Source organism: Corynebacterium sp. KPL1824, assembly GCF_000478095.1.
GTDB lineage: Bacteria > Actinomycetota > Actinomycetes > Mycobacteriales > Mycobacteriaceae > Corynebacterium > Corynebacterium accolens.
The window spans coordinates 596,203-617,183 of sequence record NZ_KI515750.1 but is presented as its reverse complement, the minus strand read 5'-3'; the positions used below and the strand labels follow the sequence as shown (position 1 = coordinate 617,183).

The 20,981-nt window shown below is 58.2% G+C and carries 18 protein-coding genes and 1 tRNA gene; 8 read left to right on the top strand and 11 right to left on the bottom strand.

Annotated features, from left to right (window positions below; all coding sequences use genetic code 11):
* Positions 1-105: 105 nt before the first annotated feature.
* The 4 genes from HMPREF1267_RS09195 to HMPREF1267_RS09180 all read left to right on the top strand — a co-directional run bounded on the left by HMPREF1267_RS09195 (position 106) and on the right by HMPREF1267_RS09180 (position 5,644).
* Positions 106-1,464, top strand: a complete 1,359-nt coding sequence (locus tag HMPREF1267_RS09195) for an oxygenase MpaB family protein (RefSeq protein ID WP_232215133.1) — start codon at positions 106-108, stop codon at positions 1,462-1,464.
* A gap of 57 nt (positions 1,465-1,521) precedes the next feature.
* Entirely contained in the window at positions 1,522-2,898 is a 1,377-nt protein-coding gene (locus HMPREF1267_RS09190; protein ID WP_023029073.1) for an oxygenase MpaB family protein, read from the top strand.
* A 35-nt stretch (positions 2,899-2,933) separates the two neighbouring features.
* A complete protein-coding gene (locus HMPREF1267_RS09185) occupies positions 2,934-4,139 on the top strand; it encodes an oxygenase MpaB family protein (protein ID WP_023029072.1) in 1,206 nt (401 codons plus the stop codon).
* A gap of 131 nt (positions 4,140-4,270) precedes the next feature.
* Positions 4,271-5,644, top strand: coding sequence for an NAD-dependent succinate-semialdehyde dehydrogenase (locus HMPREF1267_RS09180; protein WP_023029071.1), 1,374 nt, complete (start codon positions 4,271-4,273; stop codon positions 5,642-5,644).
* Between the two features lie 207 nt (positions 5,645-5,851).
* Here HMPREF1267_RS09180 and HMPREF1267_RS09175 read toward each other — a convergent pair.
* Positions 5,852-5,924, bottom strand: a tRNA-Asn gene (locus HMPREF1267_RS09175).
* A gap of 250 nt (positions 5,925-6,174) precedes the next feature.
* Between HMPREF1267_RS09175 and HMPREF1267_RS09170 the strand changes: the two genes are divergently transcribed.
* From HMPREF1267_RS09170 to HMPREF1267_RS13180, 4 genes are all read left to right on the top strand, one after another.
* Positions 6,175-6,891, top strand: a complete 717-nt coding sequence (locus tag HMPREF1267_RS09170; RefSeq protein WP_023029070.1) for a 6-carboxyhexanoate--CoA ligase — start codon at positions 6,175-6,177, stop codon at positions 6,889-6,891.
* Between the two features lie 92 nt (positions 6,892-6,983).
* Positions 6,984-8,057 (top strand): aminotransferase class I/II-fold pyridoxal phosphate-dependent enzyme, encoded by a 1,074-nt coding sequence (locus tag HMPREF1267_RS09165; RefSeq protein WP_232215132.1) that lies wholly within the window; start codon positions 6,984-6,986, stop codon positions 8,055-8,057.
* A 62-nt stretch (positions 8,058-8,119) separates the two neighbouring features.
* On the top strand, positions 8,120-8,503 hold the full coding sequence (locus HMPREF1267_RS09160) for a hypothetical protein (protein ID WP_005278156.1): 384 nt from the start codon (positions 8,120-8,122) through the stop codon (positions 8,501-8,503).
* A 150-nt stretch (positions 8,504-8,653) separates the two neighbouring features.
* Positions 8,654-8,803: a hypothetical protein gene (locus HMPREF1267_RS13180; protein WP_023028138.1), complete on the top strand. Its 150-nt coding sequence runs from the start codon at positions 8,654-8,656 to the stop codon at positions 8,801-8,803.
* On the opposite strand, the gene HMPREF1267_RS13405 is transcribed toward HMPREF1267_RS13180, so the two are convergent.
* The 10 genes from HMPREF1267_RS13405 to HMPREF1267_RS12370 all read right to left on the bottom strand — a co-directional run bounded on the left by HMPREF1267_RS13405 (position 8,800) and on the right by HMPREF1267_RS12370 (position 20,958).
* Complete coding sequence (locus HMPREF1267_RS13405; RefSeq protein ID WP_232215089.1) at positions 8,800-9,513, bottom strand: hypothetical protein; 714 nt, start codon at positions 9,511-9,513, stop codon at positions 8,800-8,802. The genes HMPREF1267_RS13180 and HMPREF1267_RS13405 overlap by 4 nt on opposite strands.
* Entirely contained in the window at positions 9,468-10,292 is an 825-nt protein-coding gene (locus HMPREF1267_RS13400) for a DDE-type integrase/transposase/recombinase (protein WP_023028124.1), read from the bottom strand. Before HMPREF1267_RS13400 ends, HMPREF1267_RS13405 begins: the two co-directional genes overlap by 46 nt.
* A 123-nt stretch (positions 10,293-10,415) precedes the next feature.
* Positions 10,416-11,549 (bottom strand): Wadjet anti-phage system protein JetD domain-containing protein, encoded by a 1,134-nt coding sequence (locus HMPREF1267_RS09150; protein ID WP_023029068.1) that lies wholly within the window; start codon positions 11,547-11,549, stop codon positions 10,416-10,418.
* Positions 11,536-14,907 (bottom strand): ATP-binding protein, encoded by a 3,372-nt coding sequence (locus tag HMPREF1267_RS09145; protein ID WP_023029067.1) that lies wholly within the window; start codon positions 14,905-14,907, stop codon positions 11,536-11,538. Before HMPREF1267_RS09145 ends, HMPREF1267_RS09150 begins: the two co-directional genes overlap by 14 nt.
* Positions 14,900-15,550 carry a DUF4194 domain-containing protein gene (locus HMPREF1267_RS09140; protein WP_023029066.1) on the bottom strand — a complete coding sequence of 217 codons (651 nt, stop codon included), beginning with the start codon at positions 15,548-15,550 and terminating at the stop codon, positions 14,900-14,902. Before HMPREF1267_RS09140 ends, HMPREF1267_RS09145 begins: the two co-directional genes overlap by 8 nt.
* Positions 15,550-17,019, bottom strand: a complete 1,470-nt coding sequence (locus tag HMPREF1267_RS09135) for a DUF3375 domain-containing protein (protein ID WP_023029065.1) — start codon at positions 17,017-17,019, stop codon at positions 15,550-15,552. The genes HMPREF1267_RS09140 and HMPREF1267_RS09135 overlap by 1 nt, the downstream gene beginning before the upstream one ends.
* 124 nt (positions 17,020-17,143) lie before the next feature.
* Entirely contained in the window at positions 17,144-17,563 is a 420-nt protein-coding gene (locus tag HMPREF1267_RS09130) for an organic hydroperoxide resistance protein (RefSeq protein ID WP_023029064.1), read from the bottom strand.
* Positions 17,564-17,717: 154 nt separating this feature from the next.
* Positions 17,718-19,307, bottom strand: coding sequence for a PTS ascorbate transporter subunit IIC (locus HMPREF1267_RS09125; RefSeq protein WP_023029063.1), 1,590 nt, complete (start codon positions 19,305-19,307; stop codon positions 17,718-17,720).
* A gap of 11 nt (positions 19,308-19,318) precedes the next feature.
* Positions 19,319-20,131, bottom strand: coding sequence for a PTS sugar transporter subunit IIA (locus tag HMPREF1267_RS09120; protein ID WP_023029062.1), 813 nt, complete (start codon positions 20,129-20,131; stop codon positions 19,319-19,321).
* A gap of 92 nt (positions 20,132-20,223) precedes the next feature.
* Positions 20,224-20,958 carry a DUF5067 domain-containing protein gene (locus HMPREF1267_RS12370; RefSeq protein WP_023029061.1) on the bottom strand — a complete coding sequence of 245 codons (735 nt, stop codon included), beginning with the start codon at positions 20,956-20,958 and terminating at the stop codon, positions 20,224-20,226.
* Positions 20,959-20,981: the final 23 nt, after the last annotated feature.

Sequence of the window (20,981 nt, the reverse complement as noted above, 5' to 3'; positions counted from 1 at the left end):
CAAAGTCTCTATAGGCTTACGGGCACAGCTAAATGGTGAACTACACCACATAAACAGGAAATGTGTGTGGTGCGGCACCAAGATTGGAAAGGTTGTTTACTCCCCATGACTGCTCCTACTGATACTCGGACGGAACCAAAGGTTCTGCCCATGTCCGATAAGCCCTATGAGGATTTCCGTTACTTCTATCGCGATGGCATGGACCTGCGCCCGGCGCCGAAGCGCCGCGTGGACAAGCCCGGCTGGTCCACCCTGCGCCACAATATTTTTGACCACTGGCACACCGTTCATGATGAGTGGGAAGGCTACGACACCCAGCAGACTCGTTTGCTCGATGATCACATGTGGCAAACCGATGAACTGGGTGCCGCGTTGGCAGAATCCTTCCGCCGCGATGGCGCGAGGGAATCGCGCGCAAAGTTCGAGCAGGCGCTGAATGAAGGAATCGAGACCGTCGAGGATCCATCGCCTGAATTGGTTGCCTTCTTCGAGCAGGTCGATAACATCCCAGACTGGATCGACCTTGAAGCCGCCGAGCGCGGGCGCGTTGCCTACTACAACGCCACCCCGAGCGCGGATCTTCTCACCTTCAACTTTGGCTACTGGGCCACCACCATGGAAGACCGCACCTCTGCGGCCACCGGTGAGACGGGCATGTTTGAGTTCAAGGCCATGCAGCGCGCGCTGGAGACCTCCAAGTTCTTTGTGGACCTGGGCAAACAAGACGTCTTTGACCGCTTTGGCGAAGGCCGCAAGGCCGCAGTCCACGTCCGCTTGCTGCACGCCCAGGCCAACCGCGGGCTGGAAAAGCTTTGGGGCAAGGAGCACTACAACGAATTCGGTCGGCCGATTGGCTCCAGCTTCTTGGTCTCCGGTGAGGGTTGGTTCGCGCTCATGCCACTGGCCATCGACGAGCTTTTCGGGCGCCCGCACTCTGGCCAGGACTGGGACGATGTCGCCCAATACTGGGCATATGTGCTGTACATGATGGGCGGCGAAGAACGCATCATCCCCAAGACCGGCGATGAAATGCGCAAGATGACCGATTTCATTTACGCAAACGGCGGGCGTTCTTCCTCGTACCACCAGCGGGTGGCCACGGCACTGATGTCCATCGTGGAGCAGATGAACCCGGACCTTCCGCTGGAAATGTTGGGTTCGCTGGCCACGCTAGTGGGAGAAGAAGACACCAAGTTTATGGTGGAAGGAACCCGCTGGGCCGATATGGACTTTTCCCAGGCAGCCAAAGACTTTGAAGCCAAGGCGCGCGCAGAGGCAGAGGAAGCCCGCGAAGCCGATGAAAAGCCGGGCGCGGAGGAATACAAAAAGCACAACGCCGCGCAAGGTCGCCCGCTGTGGATCAATGCCTTGGAGGAAGTGCAAGAGCACATCAACAACCATGAGCCAGACGTCAAGGCCGAGTGGACCCTGCACGATGACTCCAAGGAAGCCCGCCGGAACTAGCTGCTGCACCCCCAGCTAGTTACCAAGGTTTAATAATAAGGAAAGGAATAAAGCACAATGACTGCTCCCACAGATACCTCTGATGCTGCCAACACGTCGCAGGCTGAACCGCAGGTCCTGCCCATGTCGGACAATCCCTATGAGGATTTCCGCTACTTCTACCGCGATGGCATGGACCTGCGCCCAGCGCCAAAGCGCCGTACCGCAGCCCCAGGCTGGTCTGAGCTGCGGCACAACATCTTTGACTCTTGGCACACGGTAGAAGATGAGTGGGCAGGTTACGATAGCCTGCAAACAAAGCTTCTCGATGACCACATGTGGCAGACCGACGAGACCGGTGAAAAACTAGCGCAGGCCTTCCGCCGCGACGGTGCCAAGGAATCGCGCGCCAAGTTCGAGCAGGCGCTCAACCACGGCATCGAGACGGTAGAAGACCCCGCCCCGGAGCTAGTGGACTTCTTTAAAGAGGTAGACCGCATTCCGGAGTGGCTGGATCTCGAGGCCGCTGAGCGCGGCCGTGTGGCTTACTACAACGTCACGCGCACCTCTGAGGTTCTGGCCATTGCCTTCGCGTACTGGGCCACCACGATGGAAGACCGCACTTCTGCGGCTACGGGTGAGACCGGCATGTTCGAGTTCAAGGCCATGCAGCGCTCTATTGAAACAGCGCAATTCTTCACCGACTTGGGCAAGAAGGACGTCTTTGACCGCTTCGGTGAAGGCCGCAAGGCAGCCGTGCGCGTGCGCCTGCTGCACTCCCAGGCCAATCGTGGCCTAGAAAAGATGTGGGGTAAGGAGCACTACAACGAATTCGGCCGGCCAATTGGCTCCAGCTTCCTGGTCTCCGGTGAGGGCTGGTTCGGGATGATGCCGCTGGCCATCGACGAGCGCTTTGGCCGCCCGCACTCCGGCCAGGATTGGGACGATGTGGCCCAGTACTGGGGATATATCCTGTATATGATGGGCGCCGAAGAGCGCCTCATCCCCAAAAACGGCGATGAAATGCGCAAGATGACGGATTATATCTACGCCAATGGCGGATATTCCTCCACCTACCACGAGCGCGTGGCCAACGCCCTGATGAGCATTCTAGAAACCATCCACCCGCTGGTCCCCAAGCTGGCGCTGGGTGCTTTGACCACCATCTGCGGCGTGGAAGACACCAAGTTCATGGTCAAAGGCACGCGCTGGGAAAAGGTGAACTACAAGCCGTGGGCCATCCTGTACCGAGGCGCCGCGCGCGCAGAAGCCAAGGTTGCCCGCCTGCGGGACAAGCTGCCGGGTGCGCAAAAGGCAAAGATTAAGCGCGCCAATAAGAATAAGCCGCCATGGTCCGATGTCACCGCGGTGATTAAGGCGCACATCGCGAAAAACGAGCCCGAGACCAAGTCCGATTACACGCTGCACGATGACTCTAAAGAAGCTCGCAGCTAACCCATCCCCCCATAACATTCTCAGAGGAGAACACCATGACTAACACTATGTCCCTAGGCACCGTCGGCGAGTGGCCTGCCGGCCGCGGCGATAAGGATGAATTCATCGCCACCTTTGGCCAAGAGCGCGCGGACCGCTACCACGAGGCTTTCTGGAAGATGGACCCGGTGGCTGATGCGCTATTTACCAGCGGCCACACCGTCAAGGAAATCATGCCTAACCTGCGCGATGCCCTCGCGCGCGGCACCGCCAACGAGGACACCTTCCCCGAGGTTGCCGCCCTTATTGAGGACATGACCAAGGCACTTGACGGCATCGACGCCGAAAAGCTGGAGCGCGGCCGCCGCGTCTACCTGTCCATCCCGCCGCTCAGCCACGGCCTGGCGTTGGGCCCGGGCTCGCTGGTCCACACCTATTCCACCCCGGCGATCGCGGACCTGCTGGTCAACACCGGTGAGCTTACCGATGGCGCCGTCAAGCGCCTTGCCTACACCACCAACTGGACCTATTCGCTCTACCTGCCGGAGGCGCTGCAGCCAGGCGGCGAGGGCTTCATTCACACCGGCATGGTGCGCGCTATCCACGCCCACGTGCGGCGCGTGCACACCCGCAAGGAGCTGGACTACTCCCACTACGGCGCGCCGATCAGCGAGTTCGACATGCTGCGTACCTGGTTCGATTTCACCTACATTCCGTACGCTGGCCTGCGCAATATGGGCTGGAAGCTCACCGCGGAAGAAGAAAAAGACGCGTTCTACCTGTGGAAGATTGCCGGGCGCATGCTGGGCATTTCCGCGGACCTTTTCGAAGGCGAAGATGGGGTAGAGGCCTCCCAGGAGACCATGGACGCCATCCACACCGTCGACGGTGAGATCAACGAATCGGCCCGCAAGCTTGTCGATGCCCTCATGGACGGCTTCGTCGTCAACGCCAAGGAGCTCACGGGCATGCCCGATGACACCCTAGCGGACTGGACCGCCGCGCACGTGCGCATCATTCACGGCGATGAGATCGCCGATGCCTGCGGCGTGGCCGACTCCGTCATGCGCCCCATCCTGCAAATGGAGGCACCGCTGGTGCAGGAGCGCTTTGACCTCCTCCGCCAAGACTCGGAGGCGCTCGAGGCGGAAATCCAGAAGAACGAGGAGGCGGTGCGCCAGATGCTCACTCGCGATGCCACCTATATGAAGCAGGATGAGGGCATCAAGATGAAAGATGGCTCGGTCGTCGCGGCCTCCTAAACCAAATTACCCACATTCATGGGTGACACGTCACTAGAACTTTAAGTACTCTTGTGGCAGGCGCACACAGATTGTGTTTTGTGTTCGCCGCCACATTAGTTCCAAGAATCCACTTAGAAAGGGAACCAATAATGTCCAAGGATTTTGCGGTAACTAACCCCGCTACCAATGAAGTAGTAGAGAAATTCGACACCTTTAGCGATGAGCAGATTCAAGAGGTTCTGGCTAAGTCCAACGAGGCTTTCCAGACCTGGCGCGAGACCCCAATTGAGGAGCGCGCCAAGATTGTGTCCCGCGCAGCGGAGCTGCTCAAGGAGCGCAAGGGCGAGCTGGCCAAGATTGCCGCACAGGAGATGGGTAAGTCCACCCCAGAAGGCGAGTGGGAAATTAACTTCTCCGGCGATATCCTGCAGTTCTACGCAGACAACGCCCCAGAGCACAACAAGGACCAGCCGGTTGACGTGCCAGGCGGCAAGGCCACCCTCCGCCGTCTGCCCATTGGTACCCTGCTGGGCATCATGCCGTGGAACTACCCCTTCTACCAGGTCGCCCGCTTCGCCGGACCGAACCTGATGAACGGCAACTGCATCATCTTGAAGCACGCCGAAATTACCCCGAAGTCCGCTGCAGTCATCGAGGAGATCTTCCGCGAGGCTGGCCTGCCAGAGGGCGTGTACATCAACGTATACGCCGACCACAAGCAGATTGAAGAGATCATCGGGGACAAGCGCGTCCAGGGCGTATCCCTGACCGGTTCCGAGCGCGCCGGTGCCGCTGTGGCTGAGATCGCCGGCCGCAACCTGAAGAAGGTTGTGCTGGAGCTTGGCAGCACCGACCCCTACATCATTCTGGACGCAGCCGATGTCACCAAGGCTGCCGAGGAAGCTTGGGTCAAGCGCATCGAGAACGTTGGCCAGGCTTGCACCTCCAACAAGCGCATCATCGTCATGGAAGACATCTACGATGAGTTCGTAGATGAAATGGTCCGCATTGCAGAGGGCATGAAGCAGGCTGACCCAACCCAGCCGGGCGAGAACCAGTACTACCCAATGTCCTCCCGCGAAGCCGCAGAGAACTTGGATAAGCAGGTCAAGAACGCTGTGGACAACGGCGCTAAGGTACGCACCGGCGGCAATCTGCACGAGACCGCTGCATACTACGAGCCGACCGTGCTTACCGATGTCCCAGTCGGTTCCGACTCCTACTACGAAGAGTTCTTCGGCCCAGTAGCAGAGATCTACAAGGTTTCCTCCGAGAAGGAAGCCGTAGAGCTGGCCAACAACTCCAACTACGGCCTGGGCGGTGCCGTCTTCTCCGATGACACCGAGCGCGCCACCAAGGTTGCTGACCAGATCGAGACCGGCATGATTCACGTCAACCTGGGCCAGTACTTCTCCCCAGTACTGCCGTTCGGTGGCGTCAAGAACTCCGGCTTCGGCCGCGAGCTCTCCGTCTTCGCGCTGGACGAGTTCGTGAACAAGCAGTACCTCTACATCAACGACTAATCACTCGTTGAGGCTCGCTCAGCGCTCCCTGAGCCTGCAGCGAGCGCATAGAGTGCAATAGGAAGGGGCCTAGTCTTGATTGGCTAGGCCCCTTTTCCTGTCCCCGTTGTGCTTAACCCCGATTTTCGGAACCCCCGGCCTGAACTCAAGCTGTGTCGCGCATACGAGAAATCCCGCTCAGCGCGAGGCTGGGCGGGATGTAGCCTGCTCCTCCAACTGGGCTCGAACCAGTGACCCTTCGATTAACAGTCGAATGCTCTGCCAACTGAGCTATGGAGGAATATCCATGTTGTACTTCGAACGTGCCGTTCTCCGTGCAACGAGAATTAACTATATAGGCTAACGCCGTTTTCGCACAAATCGCCTGGTTATCCGGAAAAATTAGGGGCTCAACGCGGGGTGGGGCGGGAGGCATCGGAAAGGCATGGCCTGTGTAATCCGGTTTGGGAAGCGTCGCCTGGAGCCTGGTCGAGGCTGGCTAATTTTCTCTTTTCCTGAACACCGTTCAATACGTCCGGTACCCTCAGGCTATGACTTATTTCTCAGTGCGAATGCGGTCGGATTCCGCAGGCCAGCACATTTCGGGCGCAGAGCGAATTGTCAGGGAACACGAAGTTCCGGCGGTCTGTGCGGCGCTATCCGAGCGTGCTTTGGCACACCCGAAGGGAATGGCGGAAAATACCTTCATCACCGTGGAGGCTTTGGCCGAGTCCGATATTCTGCACGTCCCTTCCGTAGGAGTAAAAGAAGAAGCGGTACAATCGCCCTCGCAGGCTAGGGAAGTCATCGAGGAACTATTGCGCCCCATGACCGCTCATTCCCAGGTAGTCATTGAAGAGACGTTTACCGCCAGGAATATGCGCGGTGCGATGCTCATTGCAGCCGATACAGGTAACCGCTGCGAGCCGGACGCGCAGCGCGGCGTCCGCGTGAGCCACATGGACGCGCACAACGCTCAAGACGCGGATTTCAAGGGTAAGGACGCGGCCCGTGAAGCCATCGTTTTGGCGAGCAAGGTTGCCGCGCATCCCGATGTCCTAGCGGAGGTCTGTGTGTCTGATGATCCGGCCTATACCACCGGTTACGTCTGCATAGATGACATGTACCACCGCCTTCCGCACATTAAAGAACTTGGATCGGATGAGGGGGCGCGGGCCTTCATTATCAAACCAGGCGCCGATATCGAAGCGTTGATTGATTATTTGGAAAACCGCGCCGTACTCGTGGATTTTGAGGCAGAACAGTGAACGAGAGCCTAGAACAAGTTGCATCTGCGCGCCGGGAAAAGTGGAGAGAAGACGGCCTCTGGCGCAGCCCTTCGGTCTTTGTAAGTGGACAAGTGCCGGAAAGTTCCCTGCGGACGGCCGCTGGGAAGACAGTCCAAGACGCGGTGCTCTTTAGCTCGTCGAATTACCTAGGCCTGGCAGAGCATCCGGAGATTAAAAGCGCCGTAAAGGAAAGCGTTGATAACTACGGCGCCGGTTCAGGCGGATCGCGGTTGACCACCGGAACGTCTGAATTACACGTTGCGGTAGAAGCGGCTGCGGCCCGCCTGACTGGTTATCCAGACTCGGTATTTTTTGCCACCGGGTACCAAGCCAATCTATCGACGTTGCAGGCGTTAGCGTCGCCCGAGCTCACCATTATTTCTGATGCGCGCAACCACGCCAGCATCATCGATGGCTGCCGGCTCGCAAAGGCGAGTGGTGCCTGCCTCGTCGTCACGGCGCACCGCGATACCTGCGCTGTGGAAGATGCCTTGGCTACCAGGACCACCAAGTATGCCTTGGTTATTACCGATGGCCTCTTTTCCATGGACGGGGTGCTCGCGCCCTTGCCTGAGCTATCGCGATTGGCGCGTGATTACGGCGCCTGGCTTATGGTCGATGATGCTCACTCGTTTGGCGCCGTCGGCGACCGCGGCCTTGGCTTGCCAGAATATTTCGGCGTTCAGCCCGATATCCAACTTATTACCGCTAGCAAGGCGCTTGGTGCTGAAGGCGGGCTCGTTGCAACGAGTAAGCCGGTGGCGCAGCTCTTGCGGCAACAAGCCCGGTCCTTTGTATTTTCTACCTCGCCCACGCCAGCCACCTCTGCCGCCGTGCTCGCGGCGTTAAAGCTCATTGAGTCTGATCCCAGTCTGGTTAGCCAACTGCAGGACAATATTGCTTATTGGCACAAAGCACGCGGTACTACGCCACAGCAAGGGCCCATTATTCCCGTGCACGTGGGCGATGAGGCTGCCGCGATGGACGCTAGCGCTGCATTGCTTGACCGTGGATTTATAGTCCCGGCAATCCGGTGGCCAACTGTTGCACGTGGCGCTGCGATTCTCCGCGTCACCCTCATGGCAACCCATACGCGCGCACAAATCGATGCTCTCTGCACAGAACTTGAACAGTTGGGTTTATAAGTAAATCGCTCGGTGAGTGCGTTCAGAGAGTGGGGCTCTCGTCGCATACACTGGCAGGCGTTATGAGCAGCTTTATCATTGATTATTCGTGGCTCCACGAGCTGGTGCTGTACGGGCGTGACGCTGAGCTGTCCGCTGCAATTACCGGCAACTGGGACATTATTGAAGCCGTGTGGGACTTGGAGGAAAAGCACGCTATAGAAGAGGACTCCAGTTTCTTTGGCGGTGATAATTGGACTGCGCGCTTTGTCTCCGGCCTCGATGATGGCGGTCCCTTGGACGTGGGGCTATTGGACGAAGAAGATACTTCAGTGATGCTCGAGCTCTCCGTTACCGGTGACGATGAAGAGACAATGGAGCACGCGCTTATCGATGCCACCGAGACCATCACCTGGCATTTCTCCGACTGGGGCTTTGAGGACATCGAGTGGACTGCGATGCCTTGAGAAATGGAGACGCCGCCGCAAGGTTTTACTAGCTGAGGGCTCAACAAGTAATCTAACTCGCGTTCATCTTGCTGCTGAGGAGAAAGAAGGATACGGGAACAACTAGCAGAGGTTCTAGTTCGAAAGCTTAGAACCTAGCGTTGAAATGTTATGTCCATGAGGTTTTTGGACTTGGAGTCCAGCTACTTTGTGGACTCGGAGTCTAGGGACTTTGTGGACGCGGAGTCTCCCCGCTTTTTGGACGCGGAGTCTCCCCGCTTTTTGGACGGGGAGTCCACGGAGTTTTTGTACTGGTGCTAGCTTGGCTTCTTCCGGCGGCTTGGCCGTGGCCCAGAGAGGTTGGGTTTTAGCTCTGGGGGTTGTCGGTGCCACATGCCGACAACGTGGTTTATGTTGATTTGACCGCCGGGTGGACGCTGATTCAGTTGGATCGGTAGCGGAAATGAAAACAGTTTCTCACCGTCGTGATCAGTAAAAAATTCCACATAGTCATCGGCTACGCTGCTGTAGATGGCTCGATTTTTGAAGCGCAGCCCGACGTAGAGGCCGTGCCCCATAACGCGTACCACCCCGCTTTTGTTGATCCACAGCTTGTCCGGGATAGGCCAGAATGCATTTACACCGGTAGAGCTTGGCATTACGGTTGAGGAATCGGCATGGGGTGTATCTTGCTGGATCGCCTGAGTGTCGTTACTTGGTGCCCTGTCTGAAGCTGCAACTTCAGGCAGGGCATTATCTGTCGCGACCACTGTGTCGGCTGCTAAAGCATCTGCCTGGTTGTCGGGGTGAATCCGGTGATATTGTTTCGCGATTTTTGTCCATAAAACATCTGGGTCAATCGGCTGCGTCGGTGGCTGGGCATGCGAGATAATCTCCCAGGCTTGGGCTGGGGTGATGTGCATCTTGCCCCTGAGAAGTCCTTGGTGGCGACGGCGTGTGTTGTAGAAGTTGCGGTAGTCGACAATCAGCTGTTGGACCTGCGCCAGCGTCGTCGGGGTACGAGCATCCAAAACCTGGTCATGGTTTGGTGCGATCGCTCGTCTTTGCCTTGCGTCGTGGGAGCAAAGCCCGCACTTGATTGAACTCCCAGGCTGGCGAGCCAGCGTTCGGTTTGCGACAGCCGGCCGCGATGGTAGGTGGCAAAGGCATCACCGTTGTCAGAGAGGACTTCTTGGAAAAGTCCGTAAGCATCAATGGCTCCACTTAGCGTGATGCGGGCATCGGTGCCGTTTTCTGGAGTTCCAAAAGCTTGGGAGCCGACGTCGAAGCGGCTGGCATCGTCGACGACTTGGTAGATAGTCACTTGCGTGTGAGGCACATCGAAGAGTCTGTAGGCAAACGCATCGATCTGCCACAGTTCATTGACTTCGCCCCTGGCAAAGTGCCTGTAGGACTTACGCGGTCGTTTACGTGCATTGATGTCAGCGACGCCAGCCTCGTGCAACCATTGTGCGATTAAAGCTCGTGACGGTGGTTGGTCGTAGCCGAGTTCGTCGAGGAAGAAGTAGAAGATTGACCATGGGCCGCAGTCTTGGCCGCGGGCTTTTAACGTACCGCGAGCTTGCAGGACCTGTTGTCGAATCTTGTCATCGTAGACCCGTCGCGGGTTCAGCGGTGCCGTGCTGTCGGGCACGATGCCAGCCCGCCCGCGTTCGGCGATACGTGCTTTGATGTTGTAGTACGTCTGCTTCGATACGCCGATGTTCTTGCAGAACTGCTGGACCGTGATGCCCTCACGGATGGGGTCGAAATCCGCTATCTTCTTGCGGAGAGTAATGGGAATTGCCATCCCCACATTGTCAAGAAGCCAGAGTCCAAAAAGTCACTAGACATCCTGTCCATAAACTTCCTGGACTCCGCGTCAAAAAACTAACTGGACTCCGAGTCCAAAAAGTCACTAGACATCACAAACCTAGCGTTGAAACGTAGATTGAATCGCGTCAGTGGCATGCGCGAATGGAATCCGTTCTTGTTCAATTCGCAGCTTGCCCTCGGTAAAGAGGAGGCGGGAGGCGCGCTGCTCTTCGGTGGTGAGGTGGCTAAGCATGGCGGAGCCATCACCAGGATCGGGGACCGCGAGGTGGCGGAACGCGGTGACGGTGGCGGTATCCATGAGGAGAGACTCCGTGTGGGGAAAATGGGCGCGCACGCCGTTGAGGATGCTGAAGCCGGCGGCATCAAGATCGCCCCAGTAGGTGATTTCGACATCGTGGAGCCAGTCGAGGGCGTGGAGCTGACGGGCGGCATTGCCGGCGCCGAGGATGGCGATGGTGGGTGGGGCGGCATCGGAAAGCAGGGGCAGGGCTAGGAAGGTCTGCTTGTTTTCTACGATGAGAACGCGCGGGGGAGCGGTGGGAAAGAGTTGTGCAGCCTGGGAAAGGGGAACCTCGATATCGGACAGCGCTGGGGCGTGGTTGAGGTAGCGCAGGCGCAGGCGGGCATCGGTGCGGCGCAGCCCCAAATTCGTGATACCGAAGGGCGAAAGCAGGGCGAGCAGCAGGCGGCGGTGGGTGCCTATCCATTTGCCATCCACACCTTCGACAGGAACGGCGCGCTCCCACTCGCCGGAATTCGGATGGGCGCGCAGCCAGATCAAGCATGGCTTTAAGCAGCGCAGATCGTATGCGCATAGGTCCTTCCACTGGGCATAGGTGCGGTACACGGCGTCGGCGAATGCAGGGGAGTCGGGGAAGATCCCGGCGATGTCGTGTGAGCGCTGTAGCGCGCGGGAGTATTCGGCGCTGAGGCCTGCTGCAGCGGCGATGCGGGGAGCACCGGTAAGGACCGCGCGGGTGGGAACGGAATTGGTGCCTAGGCCTGTGCGGGACCAATTGCGCTGTTCGTAGTGGATCTCTTCTTGGTGCGGCCAGCGCTGCCAGGCGCGGATGAACTCCTGGGTGGCGGGGACATCGCGCGCGGCGTTGGCGGCCGTGGGCGGGTGCAGCGGCCAGTCGATGCTCAGCGAATCCGGGGAGGCCAGTGCCTCAGCAAAGTGGTTGCGCAGGTATTTTGCCGCATGGGTGTGCAGGTCACTAGGCATCCGCATTGGGGGACTCCTGGGATTCCTGGGGATAGGTGGCGGCATCGATAAGCGAATAGCCCGTACGCGCCTGCGGGCGGCCCTGGATAATGGGCTCGTCGTAATTGACCACGATGGTGCCATCCACGTACGGCGATAGCGTCTGGATGAGTTTGAATGGCGTTGCCAAAATCATGTGGAAACCAAAGGACGCAAACACGGACATGGCGGTGCGCGTAAAGGCTGGGTCGGCGCGGTCGAAGGCCTCATCCAAAATGATGGAACCGTAGGTGGGAACGTCCTGGTCTGGTTCCGCCAATCGGAAGCGCAGCGCCGCAGCCAAACAGAAGAAGACCAACTTTTGGGCCTGGCCGCCGGAGAGGGAGGCAGAATCCTGATACGTATTGGCGGTCGTGCCATCGGGATAGCACTCGCGGCCGATGAAGCTGACATGCTTGCGGGTATCGAGAACCAGGTTGCGCCACCGAATATCCTCTGGCTCAGACGAGCCCAAGCGGCTGAGAATCTTGTCCAGGGCGTGGTAGCGCGCTACCGCAGCTTCAGGATCATCGGCGCTAATCTCCGCCAGGCTATGGGACGTTGCGGCATCAAGATCCCGCTGGAAGTCTTGCACCACCTGGCCCCGGGCATCCTTCACATCAATGCGCAGGGTGCGGTCCCCATTGAAGGGCGTGCGCTCCAGGGACTTATTAATAAACTCCATGCGCTGTTCGATATCGCTACGGGCATGGCGAAGGGAGGAGGCGAGGTGCGAAAGGTTCTGCACCGTCGTGCCATTGAGCAGCTCCAAGAACTTTGCGCGAAAATCCGCCAAGCGGTCCGCGCGCAGGAATTTCAACTTTTCCATACCCTCGCCGGCGAAGCTGGCCTGCGGTTCCAAATCCGCCGCTTCTGCCGGCCACTGCGATAGGTATTTGTGGAGGACAGAGACAATCTTGGCATTCGTCTCCTCGATGCGGCGCGCGGCCCTACGCGCGGTTTCTTGCAGGTTAGCCTGCACCTCATCGCGCCGGGCATCGATGTCATCGATGGTGAGTTTTCTTCTGCCCTTGTGCAGGGCCTCTTCGACCGCCTTGGCGATGCCCTGATCCTCCACCCTGGGCACCTCGCCGATGCTCTGGCGCCGCTGAGTGGAGCGGTTCAGCTCGCCCTCCACGTTGCCGAGGTGTTTTTGTGCTTCGTTCAGTTGGGCGCGGGCGGCGGTGAGCTTTTCCTTTGCCTGCTCGTGCGCCGTGGCTAGGGCCTGCGCTTCTGGGGAGGACGCCAAAGAATCGTACTGTTCTTGCAAATCGCGTTTGCGCGCCTCAGCGGAAGCGGTATCAATATCCTGGAACTTAGTCTCCAGTACGCGCTGCGCTTTATCGCGCTGCGTGCGCAGGATATCCATCTTCCGGTTGAGCTCGTGGACCTGTTTGGCCATGGCACGAGCAGTGGCTTTCGCTTCCGCCAATTGGGAACGCAGGAGCTCAATCTTGGCGGTATTGGTAGAACCTACTCGGTACCACCGCGTGCCTTTAAAACGCGTGCGATCATCCTTGATAAAGCGCGTCGAGCCATCCTTATCCTTGGGCCGGCTTTCCAAGCCATCGCGCGTGACGGCCGGGGTCTTGGTTACCTGTTCGAGCGCGGCCACCGAGTTGACGCATTCGTAGTTAAAACGGCTTGAAATATGGTGGCGCACCCACGGCGCCATGGGGTGATCCTGGAACTCCAATTTGTGGATGAGCTGTTGCGGGCTGCGCGCGGGCGCGGGCGCAGGAGCAAACTCGGGGATAGTGCGGTATTCGAGCCGGGTGCCCACATTGCGCGAATTGACCCACTGGTTAATGGCTTCCCGCGCGGTTTCCGGAACGAGCAGGGTGGCGGCGAATCCGTGCAGCAGTTTTTGGATCACCGGTTCCCACTCCGCCTGCTGCGGGGCGATATCCAGTAGCTCGCCAGCGAAGGGAAGCTCCGATTCGGCATAGCCAGTATCCCGCGCGAGTTGGGTGCGCAGCTCCACAAGGGCTTTATCGATATTGGTGCGCCGCGAGCTAAATGAGTGCAGCTCACTTTCTAAGGACGCGGATGTTGTCGCGGCATCGCGGGCGGCCACTCCGGCTTCTTGTTGCTGCTCAGTAAGCTGGGCCGAGTCGGCCTCGAAGTCCGCGATGCGCAGGCGGGCATTTGCTTGCAGCTCAGCAAAGCCGTGCGGGTTGAGCTCAAAGTGATCGGTCCACTGGTCAGCGGCAGCGGCAAGGTGGTGAAACTCCTTGGAGCGGTGCTCAATTTCCTTCTCCGCGGTTTCTATCTTGGCTTCTAGGGCGGCCAGCTCGCCGGCACTGAGTTGGGAGACGGCTACGGCGGCGCGGCGCTCGGCATCGTCAAGGTGCGTGACCTCCGCTTGGAGTGCCTCGGCCGCTGACTGCGCCTCTGCCTGCTGGGCGGTCAGCGCGCGGATGCGATAGTCCAGTTCTTCTGCCACCAAGCGGGCGCGCACCGCCGGCAGCGCCTCATTCATCGCCTCGGCCTTGTGCTTATCCGCTTCTGCGGTGGTGCGCTGGGAGTGTAATTGGGGCAGGGGTGCCAGCGTCTCAATCTGGGCCTTGACGTCCTCTACCCGCAGGTATGCCTGGCGCAGATCCTCAAATTGCTCCACCGACTCCTCAGCCCGCTCGAAGGTAGACGGCGTATCCAGCATATAGTCCCGGAAGAGCTGGTCCAGGCTGGATAGAGACTTGGCAGACTGCGTGCGGTGCAGCAGGACCTGCCCCTGTTCGCTCTTGATGCCCAGGCGTTTGCGGAAGCGATCCGCAAACGTGGTGTACGTCGGCGTAAATGACGCACCAGGCCCCTTGTACATGGCTTTAATCTTGCGGGTATCCAGGCTTCGGGTGAGCAAGGGGCTGAGCTTATCGATGTCCTCATCTCCCTGCACCACCCCATAGAGCCGTTTAATTTGGCTCACCGAATTTTCTCCGCCGTTGAGGCGGAAGATGGCGATGAGGGTGTGCTGCGTGCCAGTGCCATTATCGTAGGTCAACGCCACCACCGAGTTTGTTGCGCCCTCACGCAAATACTCCGGGGCGATTTCACCCGTGTGCGCATTTTCTTGTTGCCGCCACGCACCGCGAATATAGGAGACGAGGTTGCGCCCATTATGGCGCCCGAGGTCCTGCTGCGATGCCGCGTTGAACTTGAGGTCCTTCTGCGGCACCAATACTGCCGACATCGCATCAAGCAGCGTGGACTTGCCTGAACCGGATCCGCCGGTGATGAGGAAGCCCTTGCGGGCTACCGGGATGGAAAAGTAGCCGTGAAAAGTACCCCAGTTAATAAGCTGGATACGGCTGATGCGGAATTGGCCTGGATACAGGTTAGTCATCGGAAGCATCCTCCTGGTCGCTTTCGGCTTCTGCGAGGCGGGCGTATTCATCCCGGATGGCGGTGACCGTGGCGGCATCGAAAAGCTGGCGCAAGACGGGTGAAACCTCGTAGCGCCCCTCTGTCGCGGTGGCGCTGAGCAGCGAGTATTCATTGCGGATGCGTTTAATCGCCGCATTGAAGCGGTTATTGAACCCGGCTTCATCGCGGTTATCAACCGCGCGGACGTATCCAATGCCTTCCCGGAGATCTTCTACATCCACAATCACGCGTTCACCGGGCAACGCCAAACCAAGTTCCTGGCGCAGGTTCAACAGGATGGCGGTATCGATGTGCTTAAGCTTATCCGTGCGCAGCACCTGCGGGATAGGCAGCGTTTCCTCTTCTACCATCCGGGTAAACGCAAACCCTTCCGCTTCATCGACGACCAGCTCGAGGAATACCTCATGCAGGCGGGCGCGCAGGTTGTCTTCGTCCGAGATGATGGCGGACCATAAGACAGGTTCCTTGTACGCTCGCACGAGCGGCCCCTTCAACAGCTGCACCAAGGCGCGGCGCGAGTTATAGGTCAGCGATCCTTTATCGCTTTCCCACAGCGGGGGCTCATGCGCCGAATCGACGCGGTGATTATCAGTAGCGCTCACTATAACTCCTCAACGGTGGTGCTATCGAAATACATAGTAGGGATATACGCCGCGCGAATGGTCCCATCTTCTTCGGTCCAGGTGACCTTTTCATGATCATCGTGCAAAGCTGGAAGCGGGTGTTGGTCCGCAATGTGCACCAATCCCACGACGCTGGCCAGGCCCTGCGTGGGCGGGTACGCCTGCAATACCTGGCCAATCGTGCACGGACCCGCTTTGCCGACGGCCCCGCGAATCGCCCCATGCAATTCCTCAAAATCAATCTCTGATTCGCGTACCAGCTCATACAACGCCTCGGCGTTCTCCTGGCCTGGCTGGAAGGCTTCCGGTGCTTCTTCCACGACCTCGCGTCCTGGGTTGGCTAGTTGGATGCGCGAGACGGAGTGAATGGACATGCCGATGCGCTGTAGGGGAGTTTCCATGCGGTGAAAGGCTTTTAGCTCCGATGCCTGCGCTGCATCAATGGCCATGCCCCGCGCCTCGCGCAGTAGCTCAATCATGCGCCGGTCTTCTGCGAATTGTTCTGAGGAGACATAGTTGCGCAAGCTGCGTGCCAAGCCAGTCATAGTTTGATTGACCTCGAAGCTCGTTTCTTCCATATCGCGGAAGAGATTCCGCAGCTGCCGCCGGTTTTCTGGCGCTAGCTCTTGGCCAACGTCGCTTTCTAGAACCTGCTTAATCCACTGGTCTAGCCACGCGCTGCGTTCTCTATCCATGAGGTAGGAATAGAATCCGCGGAAGCTGCGCCCCGCGTCCGAATCGGCGATGTGGTCTACGCCGCTGAAGATTTCCTCGAGCACTTCGCCGCGGTAACCTTCTGGATCCAAAAGCTGTCGGCGCAATCGGTGGTTGAGGGCTTCAAGTTCGTGGCGAACCCTGGCGAAATCGCTTGGCACTGCCATAGCCATGTTCAGCACGTCTTGGACGCGTTCCTGTGTCTCTGCCGCAGTCAGCCTTTCAAACTGCCCTAAATGTGCCTTTTCAATTTCGCGGTCAATGCGGTCTCGCTCCGCCTCTAAGCTGGCGACGCGGCTCGAAATATCCTCATTTGTATCTCGCGCCAAGCGTTGTAGCGCCGAGCCGATAGATTCCACGCGCGATGCGGTGACCGTAGTAACCGGCGTTTCCCAACGTTCAACAGCCTCGAGCGCGGACAGTGCTTCCTCGCTCGGTTCCAACGTTTCCCCGCGCGAGCTCTTGCCAGATTTACGGACTAGCCAACCAGCTTTTACCCAGTCATTGCAATAACTTTGCGGTGTGCGCGGCATTGAGAATTCACTGGCAAGCACCTCGAAATCGGTGACCATCAGCTCATATACTTCTGCCGCCGGCCGCGCCCGAGTGCCGCGGGGAAAATACTCAGCAATCAGCGCCAAAATCACCGGGGCATTATCGGCCGCCAGCAGCCGCACTGCCGCGGAATCATGTAATAACCGCCGCAGTGAAAGGGCGCGAGCTTCAACAGACATGATTCGATTTTGCCATCTACGCCGGACACGTGCAGCGTAGTTTGACTCACTTATTCGAATCGGTGGATTCGCCCGCGTATGGTGACCCTTGCGAGTCGAGGAATAAAAACTGTATTAGTCCTGCTTAGTCCTGCGCAACGGTGACGTTGACGTCGATATTGCCGCGGGTGGCATTGGAGTAGGGGCAGACCTGGTGGGCGGCATCGGCAAGAGCTTGTGCTTTGTCGTGCTCCTGGGCGGGGATAATGACCTCAAGCTCAACGGCGAGCTTGAAGCCTTCGCCCTCCTTGCCAATGGACACGCGGGCACCCACGGAGGAGTCGCCCACCTCGGCCTTCTCGCTGCGGGCTACTACCTGCAGGGCGGAGTGGAAGCAAGCGGCATAACCAGCGGCGAAGAGCTGCTCCGGGTTAGCGCCATTGCCATCGCCGCCCATTTCCTTTGGGGTGGCCATCTTGAAGTCAAGGTCCGAATTTTGGACCACGGCGCGGCCGTCGCGGCCTGCCCCGGTAGCGAGTGCTTCAGTGGTGTAGAGGGGATCCATGATTACTCCTTTTCTAAAGTGATTTTCGTACTAGCGGTGAGTACAGCCGCCGATTGTACTCAGAATTGCTAACGGCGTTTTTCGAGGTCAGCGACCTAAGAAGTGAAAGGACGCGCTAGGAAAAGGTGGTACGGCTCAAGTGAGCGTCGCGGGCCTACTCAACCCGCGCCGGGGGAGTGGGTGCTCCTTCTGGTGGAAGTACCTTTGGGTAGCGCTTGGATTGGCTGGATTTCCCAGCACTCTCGGCGGTACCGCCAGTGGTGGGCGCGGTGGCGCCGACTACTTCGGCTGTCTTTGCCGGAGAAGGTCGATGGGGTGCCGGATCCCAATGGGTATCGACAAGCTTGCGCTGGCATACCCAACCCACCGCGAGGATGACCAAGCCAATCACTGCGATGAAGATACCGCTCCATGCACCGCCGGCCTGGATGGACCAGCCGAGCAGCAGGCCAAGCCAGCCAAAATCGGCATCGCCAAAAGTGGTGTGGGCGTCGCCGAAAGATCCCAACACGCTAAGCAGGAAGGCGGGTAGGAAAGTAATGAGCAGGCCATTGGCAAAGGAACCCAAAGCCGCTCCACGGCGACCGCCGGTGGCATTGCCGTACACGCCGGCCGCGCCACCAGTGAAAAAGTGTGGCACGAGGCCCGGCAAAATGAGGGCGACGCCAAAAGCCGGGTTGAGCCATAGCGATAGCACAGCCAAGCCGACGAGCCCGCCGGTGAAGGAGAAAATGAACCCAATGAGCACGGCATTTTGAGCGTAAGGGAAGACAATCGGGGCATCGAGCGCTGGGATTGCGCCGGGAACTATCTTTGCCGCGATACCTTGGAAGGCGGGGACAAGCTCACCCAAAATGGTGCGGACACCGAAAAGAATGACAGCAACGGCCACGCCAAACTGTAGGCCCTGCGTAATGGATTGCATGAGGTAATTGCCTACATCGGTAGCGCCATCCGGGAAGGCCGTGAAAGCCTCATCGGAGCCTGCACGTGCAATAAATAATACGGCGAGCACGAGGTACATCAGCGCCATAGAAAGGGCCGTCGCCACCATCGAATCGCGCAGGAAGCGCAAGCCCTCCGGGAGTTTGAGATCCTCAGACGAAGGCGACATTTTCTCGCCTTTACCGCCTACAAGCTTGCCGACGCCGCCTGAAACCAGATACCCCACCGTGCCAAAGTGCCCAATGGCCACGGAATCGTCGCCGGTAATGCGGCGGGTAAAGGGGTGGGCTATAGCGGGCAAAGACACCATCAAAATGCCAAGCAGTCCCGCGCCAAAGGCAACGATGACCCACGAAGGATACCCCGTTGCGACGAGCACCATTGTGAGCAAGGTGGCCATGAAAAGAACATGGTGGCCGGTAAGAAAGACGTAGCTAAGCGGGGTGAAGCGGGCAAGAACAAGGGAAACCACGAAGCCTAAGATCATAATCCACGCGACTTGGCTGCCGAACTGGTCTTGCGCGATACCGACAATGGCTTCATTAGTCGGCACCACTCCCTGTGCACCCGTCGCGCCGGTGATCATGGCACCCAGTGGTTCTAGCGAATCGGATACTAGGCCAGCACCGGCGCCGATAAGGAGGAAACCCAGCGTGGCTTTAATCGCGCCGCCGATGGTCTTGCCGACGCCGCGCCCCATGGCACCTAGGCCGACAGCGGTAATAATGCCGATGAGGAAGGCGGGAACGGACAGGATCTCATTGACGAGAAAGTTTGCTAGGGCGAGAAGAAAATCCATCAGGCTATTCCTTAAATGTCATAGAGCTCGCGCAGAGCACCGTCGATTTCTGATGTGGAGGTGAAATCCTGGATGACGTAAACGGGAACGCCGACATCGCCCAGCGTGGCCGCAATTTCACCTGAGGTGAGCAAAAAGTCTGCTTCGTTCGCGCGACCTTTGGCAGAGATGGTGTCTGTGGCTTCCACCGTGAGATAGGGACCCCAGCCCCATTCATCCAAGACCTGTTCCAACGTATTCTTGAGGAAAAGGGAGGTGCCCAGGCCATTTCCACAAACCGTGAGTATCTTTCCTTTGGACGCTACGGAATCTTTAGCCGGTTCTGTTGGCTTCTGCGATGCTGGGCGCACCGGGGACGTGGCCGCTGTGGTTTTCTTCTCCGTGGTGCCGGTGATTACCTGCCGTAGTTGCTCTTCGGTCTCAGCGCGGTCGAGTTCTTCCCGCTTGGTAGCCAAAAGCCGTGCCAAGTGCTTCATCGCTTCTATGTGCTCGGATTTGTCTTTGGCCGCACACGCTACGACTAGGTCCACCGGATCGTTAGACTCATGGTGGAACTTCACCGGGGTTGAAAGCTTAACCCACGACAGGGAGGTTTCTTTCACTGCCTGAGACGGGCGTGCATGGGCGAATGCGAACCCCGGCGCGACCATAATATATGGTCCGTTGTCTTCTACAGAGCGGATCATGGCGTCCGTATAGTCCGCGGACACCGTGCCGGCGTGTTCCAAAAGCGCGCCAGCCTGCCGTATTGCCTCGCGCCAGTCGCTCGCGGTGCAGTGCAGATCCACTGCACCCGGCACCAGCAAGGAATCCACTGTGGCCATGTGTTTCTCCCGTCACACACTTAGCTCTTATGAAATAAAGTCACTCCAAAGCTTAGAGAGCGGGGATGAAAGGCACAAGGGTGTTACTACTTCTAGTCAGAGGAACCGTCCAGTGTGAACGTCTGGCGGCCAATTTCGTTCTGCCCAAAGTTGTACTTAGCTACCAACCCCACTGGAGTAGATTCATCGTCTAGCTCATAGGCAGCTACGCCGGAAATGGTGCCGCCCTTTTTGATCTGCTCGAGTTGTGAATCGGAGAGCTCTGGGTCGTACAACGGGGCCACCTCAAGTTCATTTACGGTGTCGGCGCTGTTGTCTTGGACAGCGGTGAAATACATAAAGAAGTCGATTGTTGTTAGCTTTTCATCGGTTTTATTGGTGATGTCGTAATAAAACGCAATGAGCGGTTTAGCGCCATCTTCATTGCCTGGATCGCCAACGGGGATTACCCGGTGATCCGTAATCTTAATGGTTGCGGCCGGTACCTCAAGGACGTTGTCCTTGAAACTGCGCTCAGAATCGGTGCTCTTTAAAGAATTGACCGTGGTGGGTTCGTCACTAATCTTTTTCAACTTCGCGGTGTGAGTGACATCTTGAATAGCTACGTCGAAAGTCAAAGTATCACCGTCCACCGTGAAGTCTTTTTCATCGTCGGAGGAGGCCATCAGCATCGCATCAGTAGGAACAATATCCCGCTTCGAGGTGACTGTTTCACCACCAGCGGCGGCCGCTGCGTCGAAGGAGCCGATCCAATAAATCGAGCGGTTTTCGCCATTGTCGAATGTCCACTCGACGGTAATGACGTCATCGGTGATGCTGGCTTCCATCCAACCATCTTCGGAGGCGCTGT